We start from the raw sequence: 17,949 nt of genomic DNA on the forward strand, positions 1-17,949 counted from the left end.
CATCGGTGCTGCATCGCAGCATGTTGCGCGCGCAACGCCGCGCAACATCTCAGGCGGGCGGTTGCAACCCGGCGCGGCGCAGCCGCCGCAGAATGGTCGACCGGTTGACCCCCAGCCGTCGCGCGGCGCGCGACATGTTCCAGCCACAGGCCTCCATCACCTGTTCCAGCGGTTCGCCGGTTTCCGGCGGGCCTGCCTCTGTTCCGATCGGCGCGGGCAGGTCCGGCAAGTCTATGACCCGCCCTTCGCACAGCGCGATGGCCACGTCGAGCGCGTGCTCAAGCTCGCGCAGGTTGCCGGGCCATGGCCGCCCCAGCAGCGCGGCGCGGGCCGAGGGGGACAGGCGCATGTCATCGGTGATGCGCCGTCGCAGCATCCGGTCGATCAGCCAGCCCAGATCCTGTCGCTGTCGCAGCGGCGGCAGCGACAGTGTGGCTCCGGCCAGACGGTGAAACAGTGCAGGCGGCAAATCAAGGGCGCTGGCGTCGCCACAGGTGGTCGAAATCGGCCTGAGATCGCTGTTACTGTCCAGGACCCCCAACAACGCGGCGGCGGTGTTGGCGTCCAGCGCCTCGATGCGGCGCAGGAGCAGCGTGCTTGGCCCGGTCAGATCGCGGCTTGCCGCAACCAGAGCTTTGGCATCAAGACGCGCGCAGTCGAGCGCCAGAAACCCGCTTGCGGTCCCGACCATGTGCACCGTGCGCGCCAGCTTGGTCTTGCCGGTGCCGGTTTCGCCGGTGATCAACAGCGGCACCGATGTCCGGGCAAGTTTCGTGGCCTGCGCCATAAGTCGGACCATCGTCGGATCATCGCCGCAAAGCCCGGCCAGCGGGCCGCTTTGGCGCGCGACACGCTGCGCTGTCCGGGGGGCCTGGGGCGAGATCGCATGCCCGAACAGCGCACCGCCATCGCGCATGTCGATCACGCGATCCTCGGTGCGCCGGTCGCGCATCAGATCGGGCAGGTCATCGACCGTCAGGTTCAGCACCTCGTCGACGCGGCGTCCGATGATTGCCCCGCCTTCGGGAAACAGCCGCCGCGCGCCACGGGTATAACCCAGTATGCGCCCGGACCCGTCCAGACGGATGGCCGAGTCAGGATCGACGTCCAGAAATTCAGGGCTGTCGGACAGGCGCAGCACCCAGTCCCGGCGGCTTTCCGCCATGAGATTGGCCATCTCGACCCGTCGGGCGGCGTTGGTCACAAGGCTCATCGCAAGGTTCTGACTGCGTTTCGGCGAGGGCGAGCGCAACAACGAGATGTCCAGCACCGCCGCCAGTCCGCCAAGGCTGTCGAAAATTGGCGCCGAGGTGCAGCTGAGCGTTGTATGCGCGTTGCCGAAATGATCGTCCTGATGCACGGTCACCGGTTCCTGTGTGACGATGCAGGCCCCGACGCCACAGGTCCCGGCCAGATCCTCGGACCAGTTCGACCCAAGATACAGACCGGCCCGGCGCAGGTCGTCGACAAAAAGATCGTCGCCGAAGAAATCGACGCACACGCCTTTGGCGTCGGTCAAAAGCAGCACATAATTCTGACCTGTGACCTGCCGGAACAGGTTTTGCAGGCTGCAACGGGCCGCGCCGATCATCCATTCGGACTGTTGGCGATGGTTGCGAAACTCTGTCTCGGTCACGATGTGGGCCGGGTCCTTGCGCGTCGGGTCCATGCCGTACAGCTCGACACACCGTCGCCAGGACTCGGAGACAAAGCTGTCGCGCCCGGTCGCGGTGCCGCCCAACACCTGTTCAATCTCATCGACGTGATGACGCTCGGCCATGGTGCCTGTCCTCCCTGCGGATGATGCTAACATATGCGCCGTGTCGCACAGAGGAGACTTTCGTCGGCGGTGCCGGTCCGGCGACGGTCGCAGGCGGGGGCATCTCCCCCGCGCGTTTGCCCCGCCATGGCCGCAGCTGCCTGAGCGCCTTGGGCGACACCCGCGTCGTCCGGTCGGCCGCATCCCGGCGTTCGGCCCCGGCGCGTTCCGCCGCGCCGGGATCGTTGGCGCAAGTGCGCCTAACATCTCGGTTGATTTTCGGGCGCGTTGCCCGAGAATGGGCCGCGAATACGGGAGGGTCGGTCGCATGACCACCAAATCGGCATACTTTCAGGCGCTGGACCCTTTGAACACGGGCGGGGCGCTGCCTGCCCACATCATCCGCGAAGAGATCACGAACAGCTGGCAGCGGTGTTTGCAGAATGGGCTGGATCCTTGTGGCGTGCCGGTGGACGCGGTGGTGTCTGATCAAACCTTGACGGTGGCCCGGCAAGCCAGAGAACGGTTGATGCGCCTTGTGCGTCCGGAACTGGAACTGCTGAGTGCACAGATCGCCGGAACAAACTTCATGTGCGCCTTCGCCGACGAGACCGGCGTTGTGCTGGACACCATCATGGACACGGAATTCAGCGAAAGCGCCTGCGGGCGCTCTATCAGACCCGGATCGGTCTGGCGCGAAGAGCAGCGCGGCACCAATGCCCTTGGGCTGGCGCTGGTGTCGGGCCGGTCGAGCATGGTGATGGGCGGCGAGCACTTTTTTGGATGCCACGGCGGGGTGTCCTGTGTCGCGGTGCCGATCCACGCGTCGGATGGCCGGATCGTCGGTCTTCTCGATGCGTCGTCAGAGGTGGCGGAACGGCAGGACCATACCAAGGCGCTGGTCTCTCTTGCCGCCACGAACGTCGAGAACCGGCTTTTCGCGGATGCGCACCGGGACGATTACATCATCCAGTTTCATCAGCGGATCGAATACCTTACCACGCAAAGCGTAGGGTTGATCGCGGTGGACGAGACCGGTCGGATCACCGGCGCGAACCGTATGTCCGCGCGGTTGTTGACAGGCATGCACCTTGCCACGGTCAGTCGGTTCGATGATCTGTTTCGCGGCGATTTCCAGGCTGTGTTGCGCGCGTTGGCCAGAGGAGAGACCGCGCAGTTGTGGGAGCGGTCGAACGCCGGGTTTTTCGCCCGGCTGCATCCGGCATCGCTGCAACCCATGGCGCCACCCCGGTGGCGGATGCGGGAGATCCCGGCGATTTCCCGGATGGCACCACAGGCAGGGGCGCTTGTTCTGGACGATGACATGGCCCGCGAGTGTTTGCGGGTGGCCAAACGCGCCGCGTCACTGGGGCAGGCGGTCTGCATTCGCGGCGCCGCGGGCACCGGCAAGACGCGGCTGTCCGAAGCGGTGCACCGTCATGTCCACGGATCGGGGCCATTGATTGCGGTCGATTGTCGGCGTCTGCGGCGCGCGACCGACGGCGGGGCCGCTGTCCACGCCCTGTTGCAGGGCTGTGTGGCACCCGATCCCCGGACCGAGGGCGGCGGGACACTGGTGCTGGAGCATATCGCCGCTCTGGACGAACTGGGCTCAGGCGCGCTGGCCGAGCTTCTTGATACGCTGCGTGAGGCGATCATTGCGCAACATTGGTGTGTGTTGGCCACCGACCGGACCCAAGGCGATGACACCGTGCCGCGCCCCAGGGCGGTGGACGACCTGAGGATGCTGGTCCTCGAAGTGCCCCCGCTCGCGGCGCGGACAGATTTTCCCAAGCTGGCCCGAAGCATGCTGGCGGAGCTGTCACCGGAGCATCGGCTGTCGGTCAAGGCCATCCGGCGGCTTGCCGAACTCGACCGGCGGGACAACCTGAACGATCTGCGTCACCATTTGCAGGTCTTGGCCGCAAGCTGCCCGGCGGGAATACTGCGCGACGGGCAGGTGGATCGGTTCCTTGCGGTGCAGGACACAGCGGGGCAAGCCTGCCCACGCTGCAATGACACGTCGATCCGCCGACAAAGATGTCTGGAAATCCGCCGTATGTACCGGGTCTGCCAGTGCAATGTGGCGCTGACGGCGCGGCGGCTGGGTGTTTCGCGCAATACGATTTACGCACACCTCAAGGACTAGAGCGCCGCAAATCCGGTGTAGGCAAGGGCCGCTTCGACCCCGGCGCGGTGGCGGCGTTCGTCCGCGTCGGACAGAAAGCACAATGCAGGGCCGCCATGCGCGATCAAAGCCATGCCAATGGATCTGCGGGTGTCGTCCTCGATGACAAGCAGCCCCTCGCGGGCACCGCGAAACCGATGGGTCTCGATGAAGGCGGGCAGGGTTTCGGCCTCTGGCCATGGACCGGTTCCGGCACGGGGGAGCATCCGTGCCAGCGTCGCAGCATCGGACTGTCGTGCCGGTCGCAGGGTTGCCTGTCCCGCCGCGATTTTCGGCGGGTGAAGCAGGTGCCATTGTTCCGGCGCCAAAAGGTAATCGCGGCAGGGTTCGGCCCTTTGCGTGCCCTGAAAGAACATGCGCCGACCGATGGGATAGGGCGCAAAGCCCAACTGACAGAGCAGCGCGCGTGAGGGGGCGTTGTCTTCGTGGCAAGTGGCGACAAGCGGCGGGGCAGGGCGCGCGAACCGGGCGTGGATCGCTAGCGTGAGCGCGCGTTTCATGATGCCGCCGCGCCAGTGGTTCGGGTCCAGCCAGTACCACAGCGCGGCCCCGATACAGAGCGCACCCAGCACGCTGTTGTCGCGGCAGATCAGCCGGACCTCTTCGCCGGGATGCTGGCCGTGGATCAGCAGCGCGCGGGCCTGTTGCGCATCGACAGGCTGCGCCACCGTGGCAAGCCAGGGGGCAATGCGCGGGTCGCCCAATTGATGCGCAATGTCCGGCAGATCCGCCTCTGTCGGTGGCCGCAACAGCAGCTCGTCTTGTTCCAGAGTATCGGGAAAGCCGTCCATCTGCCTGTGTCGGGTTGCTGCGGATAGCGCCATCAAGACGCCAAGCGCCCCGCCAGATCAAGCGATTGATTCGCCGTTCTCGCAGGTGCGGAATTATTGCTGCGGCGCAGAAATTTTTATTCCGAAACAGAGCGTTACAGCCGCCGATTTCAAACGTAACGCAAATTTACACTTTTCGCCCGAGGCAGCGATCAATCGCTGAATTCCAGCTGTATGCGTTGTGCGGGGGGGCCGCTCTGCTAGCCTTTACGACACTCGAACGACCGGGTGCCCAGGGGAGGGGGAGCCCATGTGCGAAACAGCCAATTTGCAAGCGGCCGGCGCAGCCCGCCGTGTCTCAATTCGGGCGCTGCCGTCCGGGTGCGCCGGACATGGCGTCAAAAATCGCCGACAGGTCAGTGGCCATGCGCTGGTGGACCTGCCGCATTACCCGGTCTCGGGTGGTGTCATCAAGACTGTCCACGGCCATTCGGGCCGCCCGCAAATCGAGGGGCTCTCTGGTTGCGACCGCGCGGTCGATGGTGTCGCGGCATGTCCGGTCGACCGCGTCGGTCTGGTCGCAGACCTCTTTCAAAGCCTGAAAAAAGCGGATGTCGGCAGGATCGGTCATCGCGTGGGCCTTTCGGGTCGGAAGACGGGCACCGTGTACAGGGGGCAGTCATGAGCGGTCAATCACGAACCATCGCAGAGATCCTGAAGGACCGCTTGCAGATCACCCTCCGGATTGCCGAGGCGAATACCGAACAGATGCGCCTCAACCAAATGGCAAGCGGGATGCAGGTGCTGGAGATGAAGGACACGCGCGACGGTGTGGTCGACAGCGATCACGAGGCCGAACAGGCCCGCACGGATGCCGCCCGCGAAGACAACCTCACCAAGATCAATGATTTGGAAGAGCAGCTTTCATCCTTGGATGCAGAGCTTGAATCCATCACCTCGAAGGAACGCTGAATGACCATGCACAAACCACCCCAAGCGATGACGCTGTTCGATCTGATTGCCCGGACGTGGCAATTGGAGACCGATGTGCGCCATGTCCTTTTCAACGCCTCGGGCACCTCGCTGGCCGCTGTCTTGGGCGATGGCCGCATGGCCTTTGTCTCTGTCAATGACGCGGAACATCCCGAAAGCCGCGTGCGGGTCGAGGCCGACACCGGTCGGCCCAGTATCCGGCCCCGGACCAAGCCGCTGCCGGTGCCGGTGGTCAGCGAAGACCCGGTGGCGCGGCCCGATGTTCTGCCGTGCCGGTATGGCGAGCAGGGGTTTGCCTATGCCCATGCGGATACGGGCGCGTTGTGGCGGGCCACAGGGCGCGGACAGACCCTGCGTATCCCGGCGGCGCGCGACGGTACAGTGACCGCTCTGGCGGCCATGCCGGGCAGCGGGCGCATCGCGACGGCCTTTGGCAAGGTGGTGGTGCTGGCCGCTGTGGACGGCGGTGCCGAGAGCGGCGAGGTCGCGCTGTCACATGCCGTAACGCGGATGGCCCTGTCACCGAAGGAACGCCTGTTGGCGTGTTGGGGCGCGGGGCAGGTCAGCCTTGTGTCCACCCAGGACCTGAGCGTGCTCAAGTGTGTCCCTTGCGATGGCCAGATCTGCGATCTTGCGTGGTCGCCCTGCGCGCGGTGGCTGGCGGCGGGCTGTGAGGACAAGGCGCTGGTGCTGGTCGATGTGGATGCGGGCACCTCTGATCGGATCGTCGATTTCCCCTCCGCCGTGCGCAGCGTGGGGTTCAGCGACAAGGCGACTGGCATGGTTGCCTCCGGTGCCTTCCGCGTTGTCGGCTGGGATCTGCCGGATCTGCCGTTTGGCGATCATGAAGGCGCACCAATCGAAACCGGCAAGCCGGGTTTGACGATTGTGGACCGGGTCGCCGTGCATCCCACGCGTGATCTTTGCGCGGTCAGTTATGTGAACGGGTTGGTGATGATCTGCCGAATCGGCCATCCCGATGAGATGCTCCTGCGCGAAGGCACCGGGGTCGCGGTCAACGCGCTGGTCTGGTCAGACGACGGCGCGCATCTGGCGATCGGGGGAGAGGATGGCACGCTCTCGATCACGACGTTCCCCAAGAACATGTTCAAATAACAACACCACCAAGGGAGAGAGATCCATGACACAAGCCTTGTCCACGGAAGAGCAAAGCAAGGACCGGTATTTCCAGCAACTCGCGAAGGTTGCTGAGGAAATGGTCGATGAACACGGCAAGGATTTTGCCGCAGGCGCGCTGGTTCTCGCCGCGCGCTGGGTGGCCGAGAACCGTCTTGGCCAGACCGAGAAACGCCCGAACTAATGCGGTTTGACCGCCTGTTGTGACGCAGCAGGCGGTGCCGACAAGCTGGGTATCTGATGGATAAGAATGCCGCTTAGCGGACCTGCCAGCGCGCCCAGCGTGCCGGCGGCGGGCTTTGCCGTGTCGTCCGTTCGGTAAGCGGCTGTCAGCACGTCGATCAGATCCGGTTCGATCAATTGCGCAAAGGCACACAGTTCATGAATGCGGAACGCTGCGAAATGCAGGCTGTCACCACTCAACAGACTATCGCCCTGTTGGCGCGTTGTGACGCTGGTTTTCAAGGCATTGCTGTGCACGGCGGCCCCCAGCGTCGTGAGCACGGATTTGCGCCACTTCGCATAATCGGTGTCGGCGGAATGATCTATGCCCACGGAATAAAGCCGCTCCGAGATGCTGCGAAAGGCGCGCCCCCCGGCAATGTGGCGTCGCCAGAAATCGCTGGCCTCGTCCACGGTGCGACATTCGGCAAAGCGTTGCGCCAGTTTGGGCCGGATCAAAAGCACCAGCGCCATGTCCACGTCTTCGGTGATCGACCGGGCGATCTGCATGGCGGGCATTGGCAGGTTGGTCAGCGCCAAAAGGCGCAAGGCCGCAAGTTGGTCGGTCAGCCGGGCGGACAGCGCGGACAATCCATGCCATTGCGCCGCGCTCAGCCCGCTTGTTTGCCGGGCTTTGCCGAGAGTGGCCGCCTCATGAAAGGCGCGCACCCAGATCACGCATTGATCGAACAGAAAGACCAGATCAACGTCCGTGCTGTTGGCGGCGGTCTCGACCCTTGGCACGGCGCGAAAGCCGGGCAGGCTGCGCAGACCAACCCGCCAGTGGCTGTCAAAATCGAGCCCGGCCGCGGACCAAAGTTGTTTCACCCGCGCCAGCAGTTGCGGCGACAGTCCGGGGTAGGACAGTTCCGGCGCAGCGCCATCCAGCGGGACAATACTGCCAATGGGGGGTGTCTGACTCATCGCTTTGCAATTCAGGGATTTGGTTTTGCAAGGATAGACCGGGGCTGGCTTTCAAAGCCAGAAAATTGTCCGGTCGCGGCCCACGGGACTGCCCCATGTCGCTAGGGTTTCAACTGCGCGCCAAGCAGGGCCAGGTGTTTCGCATGGGGCAGGTCGTCAGCGTGCTGCAAATGTCATCGGGTGAGCTGGACGAACATTTGGCCGAAGCGGCGCAGGATAACCCGATGTTCATCTTGCGCCGCAGGCCGATGGCCGGGTCCAGCGTCAGCGATGCGGCGGAAATGGCCACTGTTGCGGAGGCGGGCAGCCTTTATGAACACGTGTCCCGCGCGCTGGCGGGGCTGATCGGCGAAGGCGGTCTGATGGAGCGGATCATCACCGCCTTCATGGAAGAGCTGGAACCGTCGGGATGGATGGGACGCGCGCCCGAAGAGATCGCCGAAACCCTTGAAATTTCTCCCGAACTGGTCGAAGCGGCGTTGCGCGTTGTGCAAAAGCGGGTGGAGCCAGCCGGGCTGTTTGCCCTAAATCTTGAGGATTGCCTGCGCCTTCAGCTGGAGGACAAAGGGCCGCTAAGCGATGATATTAGGCGCGTATTGGCCGAACTTTCCACGCTGGAAGTTGGCGGCATTGACGGCCTTGTCAGGGCAACGGGATTGGGTGCGGAACGCGTCCGGGCGTGTCTGGATCAGCTCCGGCGTCTGGACCCGAAACCGGGCAGCGCTTTTGCCACCGATCCAACCTTGGCGCGTGAACCGGATGTCCGGATCACGCCACGGGGCGACGGTTGGGACATCGAGTATCTGTCTGCCTTGCATCGGGAAATTGAGATTGTCCCTATGCCGAGGCATGGCCAGACCGCCGATGCGCGTGCCGCTTTGGCCCGCGCGCGGGCGTTGAAGCAGGCGCTGGACGTACGGCAATCGGCTTTGCGGCAAGTGGTGGCCATTCTGGTTGAACGCCAAGGCGCGTATTTCCGGGCTGGCGCATCGGCGTTGAAGCCGATGACCATGTCGGAGATCGCTCAGGAAACCGGGTTTCACCTCAGCACGGTCAGCCGTGTTCTGAGCGGGTTGTTGATTGAGGGGCCGAACGGAATAACCATTGGCCGGTCGCTGTTTGCGGGCACGGCCTCTGCCCAGACGTTGTTTTCCAAACCGCAAGTGCAGGCCCGCATTCGGGCACTGCTGGACAAAGAAGACCCGGCGCAACCGCTGTCGGATCGGCGTATGACGGCCTTGTTGCAGGCCGAAGGCATCACCGTGTCGCGGCGGGTGGTGTCAAATTACCGTCAGGAGATCGGCATATCGCCCGCCGCGAAACGCAGGTTGCGCGCCTGATCCGACCTTGCCGGTCTGCCGCGAGATTTGACGCTTCGCGGGGCGTTTTTTGACCTCAGATCCCCCCGGAAATGCCGCCGAAAAGGCCGCCGAAATCAGCCGGTCCATCAGTCGTGATCGCAGAATTTCGGCTGCGCGCGGCGCGTTTTCCAAGCCCCAATACAGCCGACGATCTGTCCGAAAAATCAGGCCGTCGCGGACAGTGTAACGCTTTGTAAAGACGTCCATGAAACGGCTGTAACGTTATGCGACAATCCGCCTCTGCGACAGGTTGAGCGTCCGGCGCACAAAACCAATGGCGCAAAAATAATCCGCAAAAAATAATTCATCAAAACAGCCTGTTAGGTCTTATTCTTCGGCCTCTGCCCGCATTTCTCAATTTCTGGAACCAGCCTTGCCAGAAGAAGGACACAAGATGCGGGCGGCCAGCCAAGCGGCGGCTCAAAGAACGAAGGATAGGGAGACAGGCCACACACCCGGATGCGGGTCGCCAGCGCGGCGACATCGGGCGGTGTCCTTCTTTTCAACCTTTGCCGAGAACCGGCGCCTGACCGTCAGGCGCTCAACGACGCAACGGCAAAAGCCGCCAACAGGTGGCCGGGCGACCGGCTACAGAGCTTTAAGGAGGCTCATGGCATGACTTTGACGCTTAACAAGATCACGTCTCAACGTGGTATCTCGATCGGGGAGGCCACCAAGAAGATTTCCGATCTCGGCTGGAATCCGTCTTATGTCGAGGAGGCCAGCACCTACCCGACGGACTACAAGATCACCAAGGCCCCGCGCGACCCGATGAAACAGGTCCTGCGCTCCTACTTTCCGATGGAAGAGGAAAAGGACAACCGGGTTTACGGCGCGCTTGATGCGGCGCTGCGCGGCGACATGTTCCGCAACGTGGAACCCCGCTGGATCGAATGGATGAAGCTGTTCCTGGCGATCATCCCGTTCCCGGAAATCTCGGCTGCGCGCTCGATGGCCATGGTGGCGCGCCTGTCGCCGGGCGAAGACCTGCGCACCGGCTTTACCATGCAGATGGTCGATGAATTCCGCCACTCCACGATTCAGATGAACCTGAAAAAGTGGTACATGGAAAACTACATCGACCCGGCTGGTTTCGACATCACCGAAGAGGCGTTCGGCAAGTGTTACGCCACCACCATCGGTCGCCAGTTCGGCGAGGGGTTCATCACCGGCGACACCATGACCGCCGCCTGCATGTACCTGACGGTTGTGGCCGAAACGGCCTTCACCAACACGCTGTTTGTGGCAATGCCGTCGGAGGCCGCGCGCAACGGTGACTATGCTCTGCCCACGGTGTTCCTGTCGGTGCAGTCGGATGAAAGCCGCCACATCGGCAACGGCCACTCGCTGCTGATGGCCGCGCTGAAAGAGCCGGAAAACCACCTGCTGCTGGAGCGCGACCTGCGCTATGCCTTCTGGCAGAACCACGCCATCGTGGACGCCGCCATCGGCACGTTCATCGAATACGGCACCACAAACCGCGACAAGGACAAAGAGTCCTACGCCGAGATGTGGCACCGGTGGATCTTTGAGGACTACTACCGGACCTACATGCTGCCGCTTGAGAAGTACGGCGTGAAGATCCACCACGACGACGTGCAGGAAGCGTGGAAGCGGATCACCGAAAAGAACTACGTCCACAAGGTTGCGCAGTTCTTCTCGGTCGGTTGGCCGGTGAACTTCTGGCGGATCGAAGCCCAGACCGAGAAAGATTTCGAGTGGTTTGAGCACAAGTATCCGGGTTGGTACGCGGAATTCGGCGAATACTGGAAATGGTACGCCAAGCTGTCGAAGCCCGGTGAGACGGTCATGACCTTCAACACCGACACGGGTTACGTCTATCCGCATCGCTGCTGGTCGTGCCTTGTGCCCTGCCTCATCCGCGAGGATATGGTGGTCGACGAGATCGACGGTCAGCTGCACACCTTTGCGCATGAACTGGACCGCTGGACCGCCGTCGAGGCCTTTGCCGACGAATATCAGGGGCGTCCGACGCCTGCGATGGGCAAGTTCTCGGGCAAGCGTGAATGGGAAAGTGTCTATGACGGCTGGGATCTGGCGGATGCCATCAAGGATCTCAACTTTGTCCGCGACGATGGCGAAACGCTGGTGCCGCAGCCGCACCTGCGGTTCGACAACAAGGACATGTGGAAGCTGGAGCACGTCCGCGGCCACACCCTGCGCTCGCCGCTGAACATGCTGCGCGGCATGAATGAGACCGACCGGGCGGCGCATATCGCCGAGTACCAGGCGGGCTTCACCATCAATCCCTGCAACTGATTGCAGACCGGCGGGGGCCGTTTGCGCGGCCCCCGCCCCCAAGCGCGCGAAAGTCGCGCGGCGTGGATAGGGAGGAAACGATGACGGACACATACAAAGTCCGATTGGAACCGGTAGGCGTGGAATTCGAGGTCGAAGAGGATGAAACCATTCTTGACGCCGCATTCCGCCAGGGCATCGCATTGCCCCACGGATGCAAGGAAGGACAGTGTTCGGCTTGCAAGTGCGTCCAGTTGGACGGCGAAACGGAGATGCTGAAATACTCCACCTTCGCCCTGAACGACATGGAAAAGGACAGTGGCCACATCCTGATGTGCCGGACGCTGGCCTATAGCGATGTCGAGATCGAGCTGCTCAACTACGACGAAGAAGTGTTGGCGAAATCCATTCCGGTCAAGCAGTTCACCGGGAAGATCGTCGATTTTCAGAAACTGACCCACGATATTCGCGGTGTCCAAATCGAACTGGACGCGCCTCTCAAATTTTGGGCGGGTCAATATGTCGACATCACGGTCAAAACAGAAATGGGGGAGGAGATTACACGCTCGTTCTCCATGGCAAATCCGCCGAGCGAAACCCAAAAACTTGGCTTCATTATCAAAAAGTACCCAGACGGACGGTTCTCCAACGAACTTGACGACGGCGGCATCAAAGCCGGTGCCGAAGTGCGGGTCGAAGGCCCCTACGGGATGTGTTTCCGACGCGAAGAGCGACAAGGACCGGTGATCCTTGTGGGCGCGGGGTCCGGCATGTCGCCGGTCTGGTCGATCCTGAACGATCAGGTCACCAGCGGCGAGGATCGCCCGATCTATTTCTTCTACGGGGCGCGCAGCCAGAACGACCTGTTCAAGCTGGATGAGATCGGCGCGCTGACGGCGGCGCATCCGAATGTCGAGTTCATCCCGGTGCTCAGCCATGCCGATGACGACGACAGCTGGACCGGCGAACGCGGCTTTGTTCACGAGTGTGTCGATACCCGGCTGAAGGCTCTTGGTGTCGAGGGCGAAGGCGACGTCTACGCCTGTGGTCCGCCGCCGATGATCGATGCCCTGTCGCCGGTGCTGTTCATGCACGACTTCGAAACCGACCGCATTTTCTACGACAAGTTCACCCCCACTTCCGGTTCTTCGGGCCACTGAATTCGGCCCGAACGCTAGTGACGTGAACAAAGAAACCAAGGGAGACTACCATGGTCGCAACATCCAGCTCAGTCGGATCTGGTGCCGCAGGTGCCGCGCAATTCGTTGGCTCGACAAGCCGCAAGTACAACTACTTTGAGCCGCGCGGAAAGCGGGCGACGCATTACGAGGACGTCACTGTCGACGTGCAACCCGATCCCGAACGCTATCTGATCCAGAACTGGATCATCGAGTTCGAGGGCGGCAAGGGCGGCGGCGCCTACCAAAAGGGCAACACCGCCGCGCAGTCGTCCAACTGGCATGCCTTCCGCGCGCCCGATCAGGAATGGGAGCGGACACACTACCAGCGTCAGGCCAAGATCGAGACGATGGTGCAGAACGTCATCACCAACGCCCGCAAGGCCGGTGCCCACCGGACGTTCGACAAGGCGTGGCAGACCGTTCTGCAAAAACATCTGGGTGCGTGGAAACACGCGGAATTCGGCCTTGGCACCTCGCTGATGCAGGCGCAGCGCTATGGCTACACCCAGATGATCAACAACGCCACGCTGACCAACTCGTCCTACAAGATGCGTCTGACGCAGGACATCACGCTGTATCTGGCCGAGATCGGCATGGACCTTGACGGCTGGGACGACACGCTGGGCAAGAAGACTTGGCTGGAAGATCCGATCTGGCAGCCGTGCCGTCTGGCGATCGAAACGATCATGGGCTCTGAGGACTATCTGGAGCAGTATTTCGCCATCAATATCGTGTTCGAGCCGCTGGTGGGCGAGTTGCTGCGCTCTGGCTTCTTCATGCAGGCCGCCGCCGCCAACAACGACTTCATCACGCCGCCGGTGATTTCCGCCGCCGAGGCCGACTATGAGCGCAACCTCGCGAACACGGTCGACCTGATCTACCTGCTGGCCAACGATGAACAGTTCGGTGCCCAGAACAAGGCGCTGTTCAAGACATGGCTGGCCAAGCACCGCGACCTTGCCGAAAAGGCCGCCGCCGCATTGCAGCCGATCTGGTCGCAGCCGCACTCCAAGCCGGTGTCGTTCGAGGACGTCAAAGCCGTCTCCCATGAACGCCTGAGCCACATCGTCGCCGAGCTGGGCCTCGAATAAACCTCTGAAAAGGAATTGAAACATGTCTAGCACAGCGCGCAACGCGACCAAGCAGAACATCTTCAAGGCGATGAAGGACATCGACCTGAGCTCACGCGAGGTTTCGCACGAGTGTGGCGTCACCATGAACGACAGCGTCGAGGCCCGCGCCATCGCCGAGTTCATGGGGCAGGACCCGAAAGTCACCGTCACCTACAACCCGGCAACCATCCGGATCGACGGCGAAGGCAAGCTGATCTTCAAGATGGATGAGATCACCGAGTTCCTTGGCCGCGAAATGACGGCCGAGACCTTCGAGGTCAACACCTCCACCCACTATGGCCGCATGGTCCGGGTCGATGACGACACGGTGATCCTGTTCGGCGATATGAACGAGGTCATGGAATACATCTGACCCGCATTTGAACCCTTCCGGGGCCACCGCCGCGTCGGCCCCGGAAGCGCACCAGACACGCTATCGACACTCCAGGGAGGACACCATGTTCAAGACACCGCAGGGCAAAGAGGTTTTCGTACTCGACGGGCACACCCATTTCTGGGACGGCAGCCCGGAAAATCAGGCCAACGTGCACGGCAAGCAATTCATTGACTGTTTTTATGCCTATCACACCAACCTCAGCCCGCCCGAGGAACTGTGGGAAAAGGCCAAGTTCGACAAACAGTCCGAGGACGACATCTATCGCGACCTGTTTGTTGACGGTCCCGACGACATGGCGATCATCCAGACCACCGTTCTGAAGGATTTCTACAAGCAGGGCTTTGGCTGTCTGGAGCGGTCGAACGAGATGGCCAAGCGTCATCCCGAACGCTTTATCGTCAACGGGTCATTCGATCCGCGCGATGGTGAACAGGCGCTGGAATACATACACTACATGAAGGAAACCTACGACATTTCCGGCGTGAAGATGTACACCGCCGAGTGGCATGGCGACAGCAAGGGCTGGGCGCTGAACGATCCTGCGGCCTACAAATGCTTTGAGTTGTGCGACAAACTGGGCATCAAGAACATCCACGTTCACAAGGGCCCGACCATCATTCCGCTGTCCAAGGACGCCTTCAGCGTCGATGACGTGGACTACGCCGCCACCGATTTCCAGAACCTGAATTGGATCGTCGAGCATTGCGGCCTGCCGCGACTGGATGATTTCTGTTGGATCGCCACGCAGGAAACCAACGTCTATGCCGGTCTTGCGGTGGTCATGCCCTTCATCCACTCGCGCCCGCGTTACTTTGGCGAAGTCATGGCCGAACTGCTGTGGTGGATCGGTGAGGACAAGATCCTGTTCGGGTCGGATTACGCGATCTGGACGCCGAAATGGCTGGTCGAGAAGTTCTGGGATTATCAGATCCCCGAAGACATCTCTGCCGAGCGGGGTGGCGTGCAACTGACCGACGAGATCAAGGAAAAGATCCTCGGGCTGAACGCGGCCAAGCTGTACAACATCGACGTCGAGGCCAAGAAGTCCCAACTGGCCGGCGCGCCCGTCCAGATCGCGGCGGAGTGATCCGATGCTGGTTGCCAATCTACAGGCCGAACTGGAGATCGAAGTCTGGGAACGTCTCGATGCGGTGACGGACCCGGAACTCGACGAACCGATCACCGACATGGGCTTTGTCGAGCGGATCGAGGTGACGGATGCAAGACAGGTGAGAGTCGATTTTCGGCTCCCCACCTACTGGTGTTCGCCGAACTTCGCATTCCTGATGGCTTTCGGAATCCGCAAGGAGGTGATGGCCCTTCCATGGGTGGTCGAGGCCACGGTGCACCTGAACGACCATTGCTTTGGCGACAAGGTCAACGAGGGGGTCAACAGCGGGCGTGAGTACCACGACGTCTTTGCCGAGTACTGTGATGGTGCCCGGCTGGACGAAGTGGTTCAGACCTTTCTGGCCAAGGCATTCGATCGCCGTCAGGAAACCGTGATGCTGGGGTTGCAGGGACTTGGCCTGTGCCCGTCAGAGATCGTCTCGATGACGCTTGGCCAGTTGCGCATGGTGCGTTTCGACGGGGAAGAAGAGCTTCGTCAGACGCCGCGCTACATCGACCTGCTCTTGGCCGAAGGTCTGGCGAAAGATCCGTCGGACCATGCCTTTCCAACATGGGAAGGTCAGCCCATTCAGCCGATGGCTCTGTCGGAACACCTTGCCCGCCTGCGCAGCACGCGGATCAACATGGAGTTCAACGGCGCGTTGTGCCGGGGGCTGGCCAAAACACGCTACAAAGAGGTCGAGATCGGACCAGACGGTCCGACGCTGGTTGATTTCATCGCAGGGCGCGTGCCGCCCCGTGAAGAGATCAGCGCGCGCCGCTAGGCCGCTGAAATACCGAGAAACTTTAGGGAGGACGCCCGGGTAAGGCCCCGCGGCGCAGGAGGAAGATATGGCTAAACTGATGGTACATGGCAAGGTTGCCCGCAACTGTCTGGCGCGCGGCGTTGCCCGGCTGGCCGCGGCGGTGGAGCCGACCCTTGGCCCCAAGGGGCTGAACGCGATGATCGACCGCCCGGTGGGCACACCGCTTGTCACCCGCGACGGTGTCAGCATCGCGTCCGAGATCGCGCTGCGTGACCGGTTTGAAAACATGGGCGCGCAGGTCGTCCGCGAGGTCTCGATGCAGACCAACGACGTGGCCGGTGACGGAACGACGACGGCGATCGTGCTGGCCAACGCGCTGATCCAGCGCGGCGTCGACCTGACCGACGCTGGCGCGAAACCTGTGGACCTGTGCAAGGGGATCGACCTTGCCGTGTCGCGGGTAGTTGCCGCGATTGATGCCTCATCGCTTAGCTGTGACGATCACCCCGAATACCTGGAGGCGGTGGCGCGGGTGTCGTCGACCGATCCCAAGCTGGGTGAACTGGTGGCCGAGGCCTATAGCCGCGTGGGCCGCGATGGCGTGATCTCTGCCGACTTCGGCGTGACCATCGAGACAACGATGGAAGTGGTCGAAGGCATGTCCTTTGAGCGCGGCTATATCTCGCATCACATGGTCACCGACCGCGAAAACATGGAAGCGGTGCTGCGCAATCCGCTGATCCTGCTGACCGATCAGAAAATCCTGAAGCCCGAGCTTCTGGATCAGGCAATCTCTATCGCGGATGGCGAAAACCGCCCCCTGCTGATCGTCGCCGAAGAGATCGCGCCCGAGGTGGTGGTCAAACTGCTGGAAAACGGCGGGGCAGGGAAATACCTGATCGTGCATCCGCCGGAATACGGCAACTGGCGCACCGCGATGATGGACGATCTGGCCATCCTGACCGGCGGCGAGGTGCTGGCGCGCGATCTGGGCAAGAAGATCGAAAATGTCACCCGTGCGCAGCTTGGCGGGGCGGAAACCGTACGGTCGCACGCCTCTGGCACGTCGATCCTGCGGGGCGAGGGCGATCCTGATGCCATCACCGCCCGTCGCAATCAGGTGCAGCGTCAGCATGATAACGCGCCGCCGAACATCGACAAGGACAAGCTGCGCGAGCGCCTGTCCAAACTGACCGGCGGAAGTGCCATCATCTATGCGGGCGGATTTACCCCGGTCGAACAAAAACGGACGATCCAGCTGATCGAGGATGCGCTTTGCGCGGTGCAGGCGGCGGCTGAGGACGGTGTGGTCGCCGGTGGCGGCACGGCCTTGGCGCAGATCGGGTCCTGTCTCGACAGTCTTGATGCCTTGGGCGACGTGGCCAAGGGCATTCAGCTTGTCCGGTCGATCCTGACCGAGCCCGTGCGTCGGATCGCGCGCAATGCCGGGGCGGACGTGGCCTCGGTCGCGCAGGCCGTGGTCGAAGGCGCGCCGGGACATGGCTACAACGCGGCGACGGGCGTCTTTGGCGACATGTACGAGGCGGGGATCATCGACCCGGCGCGTGTGCCCGCCAGCGCGCTGGTCAATGCCGCCTCTGTCGCCACCCTGATCCTGACGACCGAAACCCTTGTTGGCGATCTCGACGAAGGTGAGGCCGATCCGACCGAAGGCCCCGCGCGCGGTGGCGGTGCCGAACTGCTTGGCCGGGCCTGACCCCTCTCTGCAACCACGGGGCCGGTCCAGTGCGGGACCGGTCCGATCAGAC

16 protein-coding genes are annotated in these 17,949 nt (G+C 62.4%); 12 read left to right on the forward strand and 4 right to left on the reverse strand.

Annotation, left to right across the window (positions count from 1 at the left end; genetic code table 11):
• Window positions 1-49: 49 nt before the first annotated feature.
• Entirely contained in the window at window positions 50-1,780 is a 1,731-nt protein-coding gene (locus tag ACN0S5_RS01040) for a sigma-54-dependent Fis family transcriptional regulator (RefSeq protein ID WP_417205147.1), read from the reverse strand.
• 307 nt (window positions 1,781-2,087) lie between these two features.
• On the opposite strand from ACN0S5_RS01040, the gene ACN0S5_RS01045 reads away from it, so the two are divergent.
• Complete coding sequence (locus ACN0S5_RS01045) at window positions 2,088-3,908, forward strand: sigma-54-dependent Fis family transcriptional regulator (protein WP_417205149.1); 1,821 nt, start codon at window positions 2,088-2,090, stop codon at window positions 3,906-3,908.
• On the opposite strand, the gene ACN0S5_RS01050 is transcribed toward ACN0S5_RS01045, so the two are convergent.
• Both ACN0S5_RS01050 and ACN0S5_RS01055 read right to left on the reverse strand, forming a co-directional pair.
• Window positions 3,905-4,738, reverse strand: a complete 834-nt coding sequence (locus tag ACN0S5_RS01050) for a GNAT family N-acetyltransferase (RefSeq protein WP_417205150.1) — start codon at window positions 4,736-4,738, stop codon at window positions 3,905-3,907. The two genes, ACN0S5_RS01045 and ACN0S5_RS01050, sit on opposite strands and share 4 nt — an antisense overlap.
• Window positions 4,739-5,075: 337 nt before the next feature.
• Entirely contained in the window at window positions 5,076-5,348 is a 273-nt protein-coding gene (locus ACN0S5_RS01055) for a hypothetical protein (protein ID WP_417205152.1), read from the reverse strand.
• A gap of 50 nt (window positions 5,349-5,398) precedes the next feature.
• On the opposite strand from ACN0S5_RS01055, the gene ACN0S5_RS01060 reads away from it, so the two are divergent.
• Genes ACN0S5_RS01060 through ACN0S5_RS01070 form a run of 3 tightly spaced genes read left to right on the forward strand, consistent with a single transcriptional unit; the run spans window position 5,399 to window position 7,031 of the window.
• The gene (locus ACN0S5_RS01060) at window positions 5,399-5,689 is read left to right on the forward strand and encodes a hypothetical protein (RefSeq protein WP_417205154.1); all 291 of its coding nucleotides are present in this window, start codon (window positions 5,399-5,401) and stop codon (window positions 5,687-5,689) included.
• Window positions 5,690-6,826, forward strand: a complete 1,137-nt coding sequence (locus ACN0S5_RS01065) for a WD40 repeat domain-containing protein (RefSeq protein WP_417205155.1) — start codon at window positions 5,690-5,692, stop codon at window positions 6,824-6,826.
• Between the two features lie 25 nt (window positions 6,827-6,851).
• Window positions 6,852-7,031 (forward strand): hypothetical protein, encoded by a 180-nt coding sequence (locus ACN0S5_RS01070; protein WP_417205156.1) that lies wholly within the window; start codon window positions 6,852-6,854, stop codon window positions 7,029-7,031.
• Here the strand turns inward: ACN0S5_RS01070 and ACN0S5_RS01075 are convergent.
• The gene (locus tag ACN0S5_RS01075; RefSeq protein WP_417205158.1) at window positions 7,028-7,993 is read right to left on the reverse strand and encodes a hypothetical protein; all 966 of its coding nucleotides are present in this window, start codon (window positions 7,991-7,993) and stop codon (window positions 7,028-7,030) included. The genes ACN0S5_RS01070 and ACN0S5_RS01075 overlap by 4 nt on opposite strands.
• Before the next feature lie 95 nt (window positions 7,994-8,088).
• On the opposite strand from ACN0S5_RS01075, the gene ACN0S5_RS01080 reads away from it, so the two are divergent.
• The 8 genes from ACN0S5_RS01080 to ACN0S5_RS01115 all read left to right on the forward strand — a co-directional run bounded on the left by ACN0S5_RS01080 (window position 8,089) and on the right by ACN0S5_RS01115 (window position 17,897).
• A complete protein-coding gene (locus ACN0S5_RS01080) occupies window positions 8,089-9,333 on the forward strand; it encodes an RNA polymerase subunit sigma-54 (RefSeq protein WP_417205160.1) in 1,245 nt (414 codons plus the stop codon).
• Window positions 9,334-9,969: 636 nt separating this feature from the next.
• The gene (locus tag ACN0S5_RS01085; RefSeq protein ID WP_417205162.1) at window positions 9,970-11,634 is read left to right on the forward strand and encodes an aromatic/alkene/methane monooxygenase hydroxylase/oxygenase subunit alpha; all 1,665 of its coding nucleotides are present in this window, start codon (window positions 9,970-9,972) and stop codon (window positions 11,632-11,634) included.
• Between the two features lie 80 nt (window positions 11,635-11,714).
• Window positions 11,715-12,773, forward strand: a complete 1,059-nt coding sequence (locus ACN0S5_RS01090) for an NADH:ubiquinone reductase (Na(+)-transporting) subunit F (RefSeq protein WP_417205163.1) — start codon at window positions 11,715-11,717, stop codon at window positions 12,771-12,773.
• Between the two features lie 50 nt (window positions 12,774-12,823).
• Complete coding sequence (locus ACN0S5_RS01095) at window positions 12,824-13,885, forward strand: aromatic/alkene monooxygenase hydroxylase subunit beta (protein ID WP_417205165.1); 1,062 nt, start codon at window positions 12,824-12,826, stop codon at window positions 13,883-13,885.
• Window positions 13,886-13,907: 22 nt separating this feature from the next.
• Window positions 13,908-14,279, forward strand: coding sequence for an MmoB/DmpM family protein (locus ACN0S5_RS01100; RefSeq protein ID WP_323770161.1), 372 nt, complete (start codon window positions 13,908-13,910; stop codon window positions 14,277-14,279).
• An 85-nt stretch (window positions 14,280-14,364) separates the two neighbouring features.
• Complete coding sequence (locus ACN0S5_RS01105; protein ID WP_417205166.1) at window positions 14,365-15,390, forward strand: amidohydrolase family protein; 1,026 nt, start codon at window positions 14,365-14,367, stop codon at window positions 15,388-15,390.
• A gap of 4 nt (window positions 15,391-15,394) precedes the next feature.
• Window positions 15,395-16,198, forward strand: coding sequence for an iron-sulfur cluster assembly protein (locus ACN0S5_RS01110; protein ID WP_417205168.1), 804 nt, complete (start codon window positions 15,395-15,397; stop codon window positions 16,196-16,198).
• 67 nt (window positions 16,199-16,265) lie between these two features.
• Window positions 16,266-17,897 (forward strand): molecular chaperone GroEL, encoded by a 1,632-nt coding sequence (locus ACN0S5_RS01115; protein ID WP_417205169.1) that lies wholly within the window; start codon window positions 16,266-16,268, stop codon window positions 17,895-17,897.
• Window positions 17,898-17,949: the final 52 nt, after the last annotated feature.

The sequence above is a fragment of the Antarctobacter sp. genome (genome assembly GCF_048262615.1).
Classification (GTDB): domain Bacteria; phylum Pseudomonadota; class Alphaproteobacteria; order Rhodobacterales; family Rhodobacteraceae; genus Antarctobacter.

What these genes read in the sequence shown, in the direction of transcription:
- ACN0S5_RS01095 (WP_417205165.1), top strand. Translation starts at nt 12,824, where the DNA reads ATGGTCGCAACATCCAGCTCAGTCGGATCTGGTGCCGCAGGTGCCGCG.
- ACN0S5_RS01055 (WP_417205152.1), bottom strand. Translation starts at nt 5,348, where the DNA reads ATGACCGATCCTGCCGACATCCGCTTTTTTCAGGCTTTGAAAGAGGTC.
- ACN0S5_RS01105 (WP_417205166.1), top strand. Translation starts at nt 14,365, where the DNA reads ATGTTCAAGACACCGCAGGGCAAAGAGGTTTTCGTACTCGACGGGCAC.
- ACN0S5_RS01050 (WP_417205150.1), bottom strand. Translation starts at nt 4,738, where the DNA reads ATGGACGGCTTTCCCGATACTCTGGAACAAGACGAGCTGCTGTTGCGG.
- ACN0S5_RS01060 (WP_417205154.1), top strand. Translation starts at nt 5,399, where the DNA reads ATGAGCGGTCAATCACGAACCATCGCAGAGATCCTGAAGGACCGCTTG.
- ACN0S5_RS01115 (WP_417205169.1), top strand. Translation starts at nt 16,266, where the DNA reads ATGGCTAAACTGATGGTACATGGCAAGGTTGCCCGCAACTGTCTGGCG.
- ACN0S5_RS01070 (WP_417205156.1), top strand. Translation starts at nt 6,852, where the DNA reads ATGACACAAGCCTTGTCCACGGAAGAGCAAAGCAAGGACCGGTATTTC.
- ACN0S5_RS01045 (WP_417205149.1), top strand. Translation starts at nt 2,088, where the DNA reads ATGACCACCAAATCGGCATACTTTCAGGCGCTGGACCCTTTGAACACG.
- ACN0S5_RS01085 (WP_417205162.1), top strand. Translation starts at nt 9,970, where the DNA reads ATGACTTTGACGCTTAACAAGATCACGTCTCAACGTGGTATCTCGATC.
- ACN0S5_RS01080 (WP_417205160.1), top strand. Translation starts at nt 8,089, where the DNA reads ATGTCGCTAGGGTTTCAACTGCGCGCCAAGCAGGGCCAGGTGTTTCGC.
- ACN0S5_RS01110 (WP_417205168.1), top strand. Translation starts at nt 15,395, where the DNA reads ATGCTGGTTGCCAATCTACAGGCCGAACTGGAGATCGAAGTCTGGGAA.
- ACN0S5_RS01100 (WP_323770161.1), top strand. Translation starts at nt 13,908, where the DNA reads ATGTCTAGCACAGCGCGCAACGCGACCAAGCAGAACATCTTCAAGGCG.
- ACN0S5_RS01090 (WP_417205163.1), top strand. Translation starts at nt 11,715, where the DNA reads ATGACGGACACATACAAAGTCCGATTGGAACCGGTAGGCGTGGAATTC.
- ACN0S5_RS01075 (WP_417205158.1), bottom strand. Translation starts at nt 7,993, where the DNA reads ATGAGTCAGACACCCCCCATTGGCAGTATTGTCCCGCTGGATGGCGCT.
- ACN0S5_RS01040 (WP_417205147.1), bottom strand. Translation starts at nt 1,780, where the DNA reads ATGGCCGAGCGTCATCACGTCGATGAGATTGAACAGGTGTTGGGCGGC.
- ACN0S5_RS01065 (WP_417205155.1), top strand. Translation starts at nt 5,690, where the DNA reads ATGACCATGCACAAACCACCCCAAGCGATGACGCTGTTCGATCTGATT.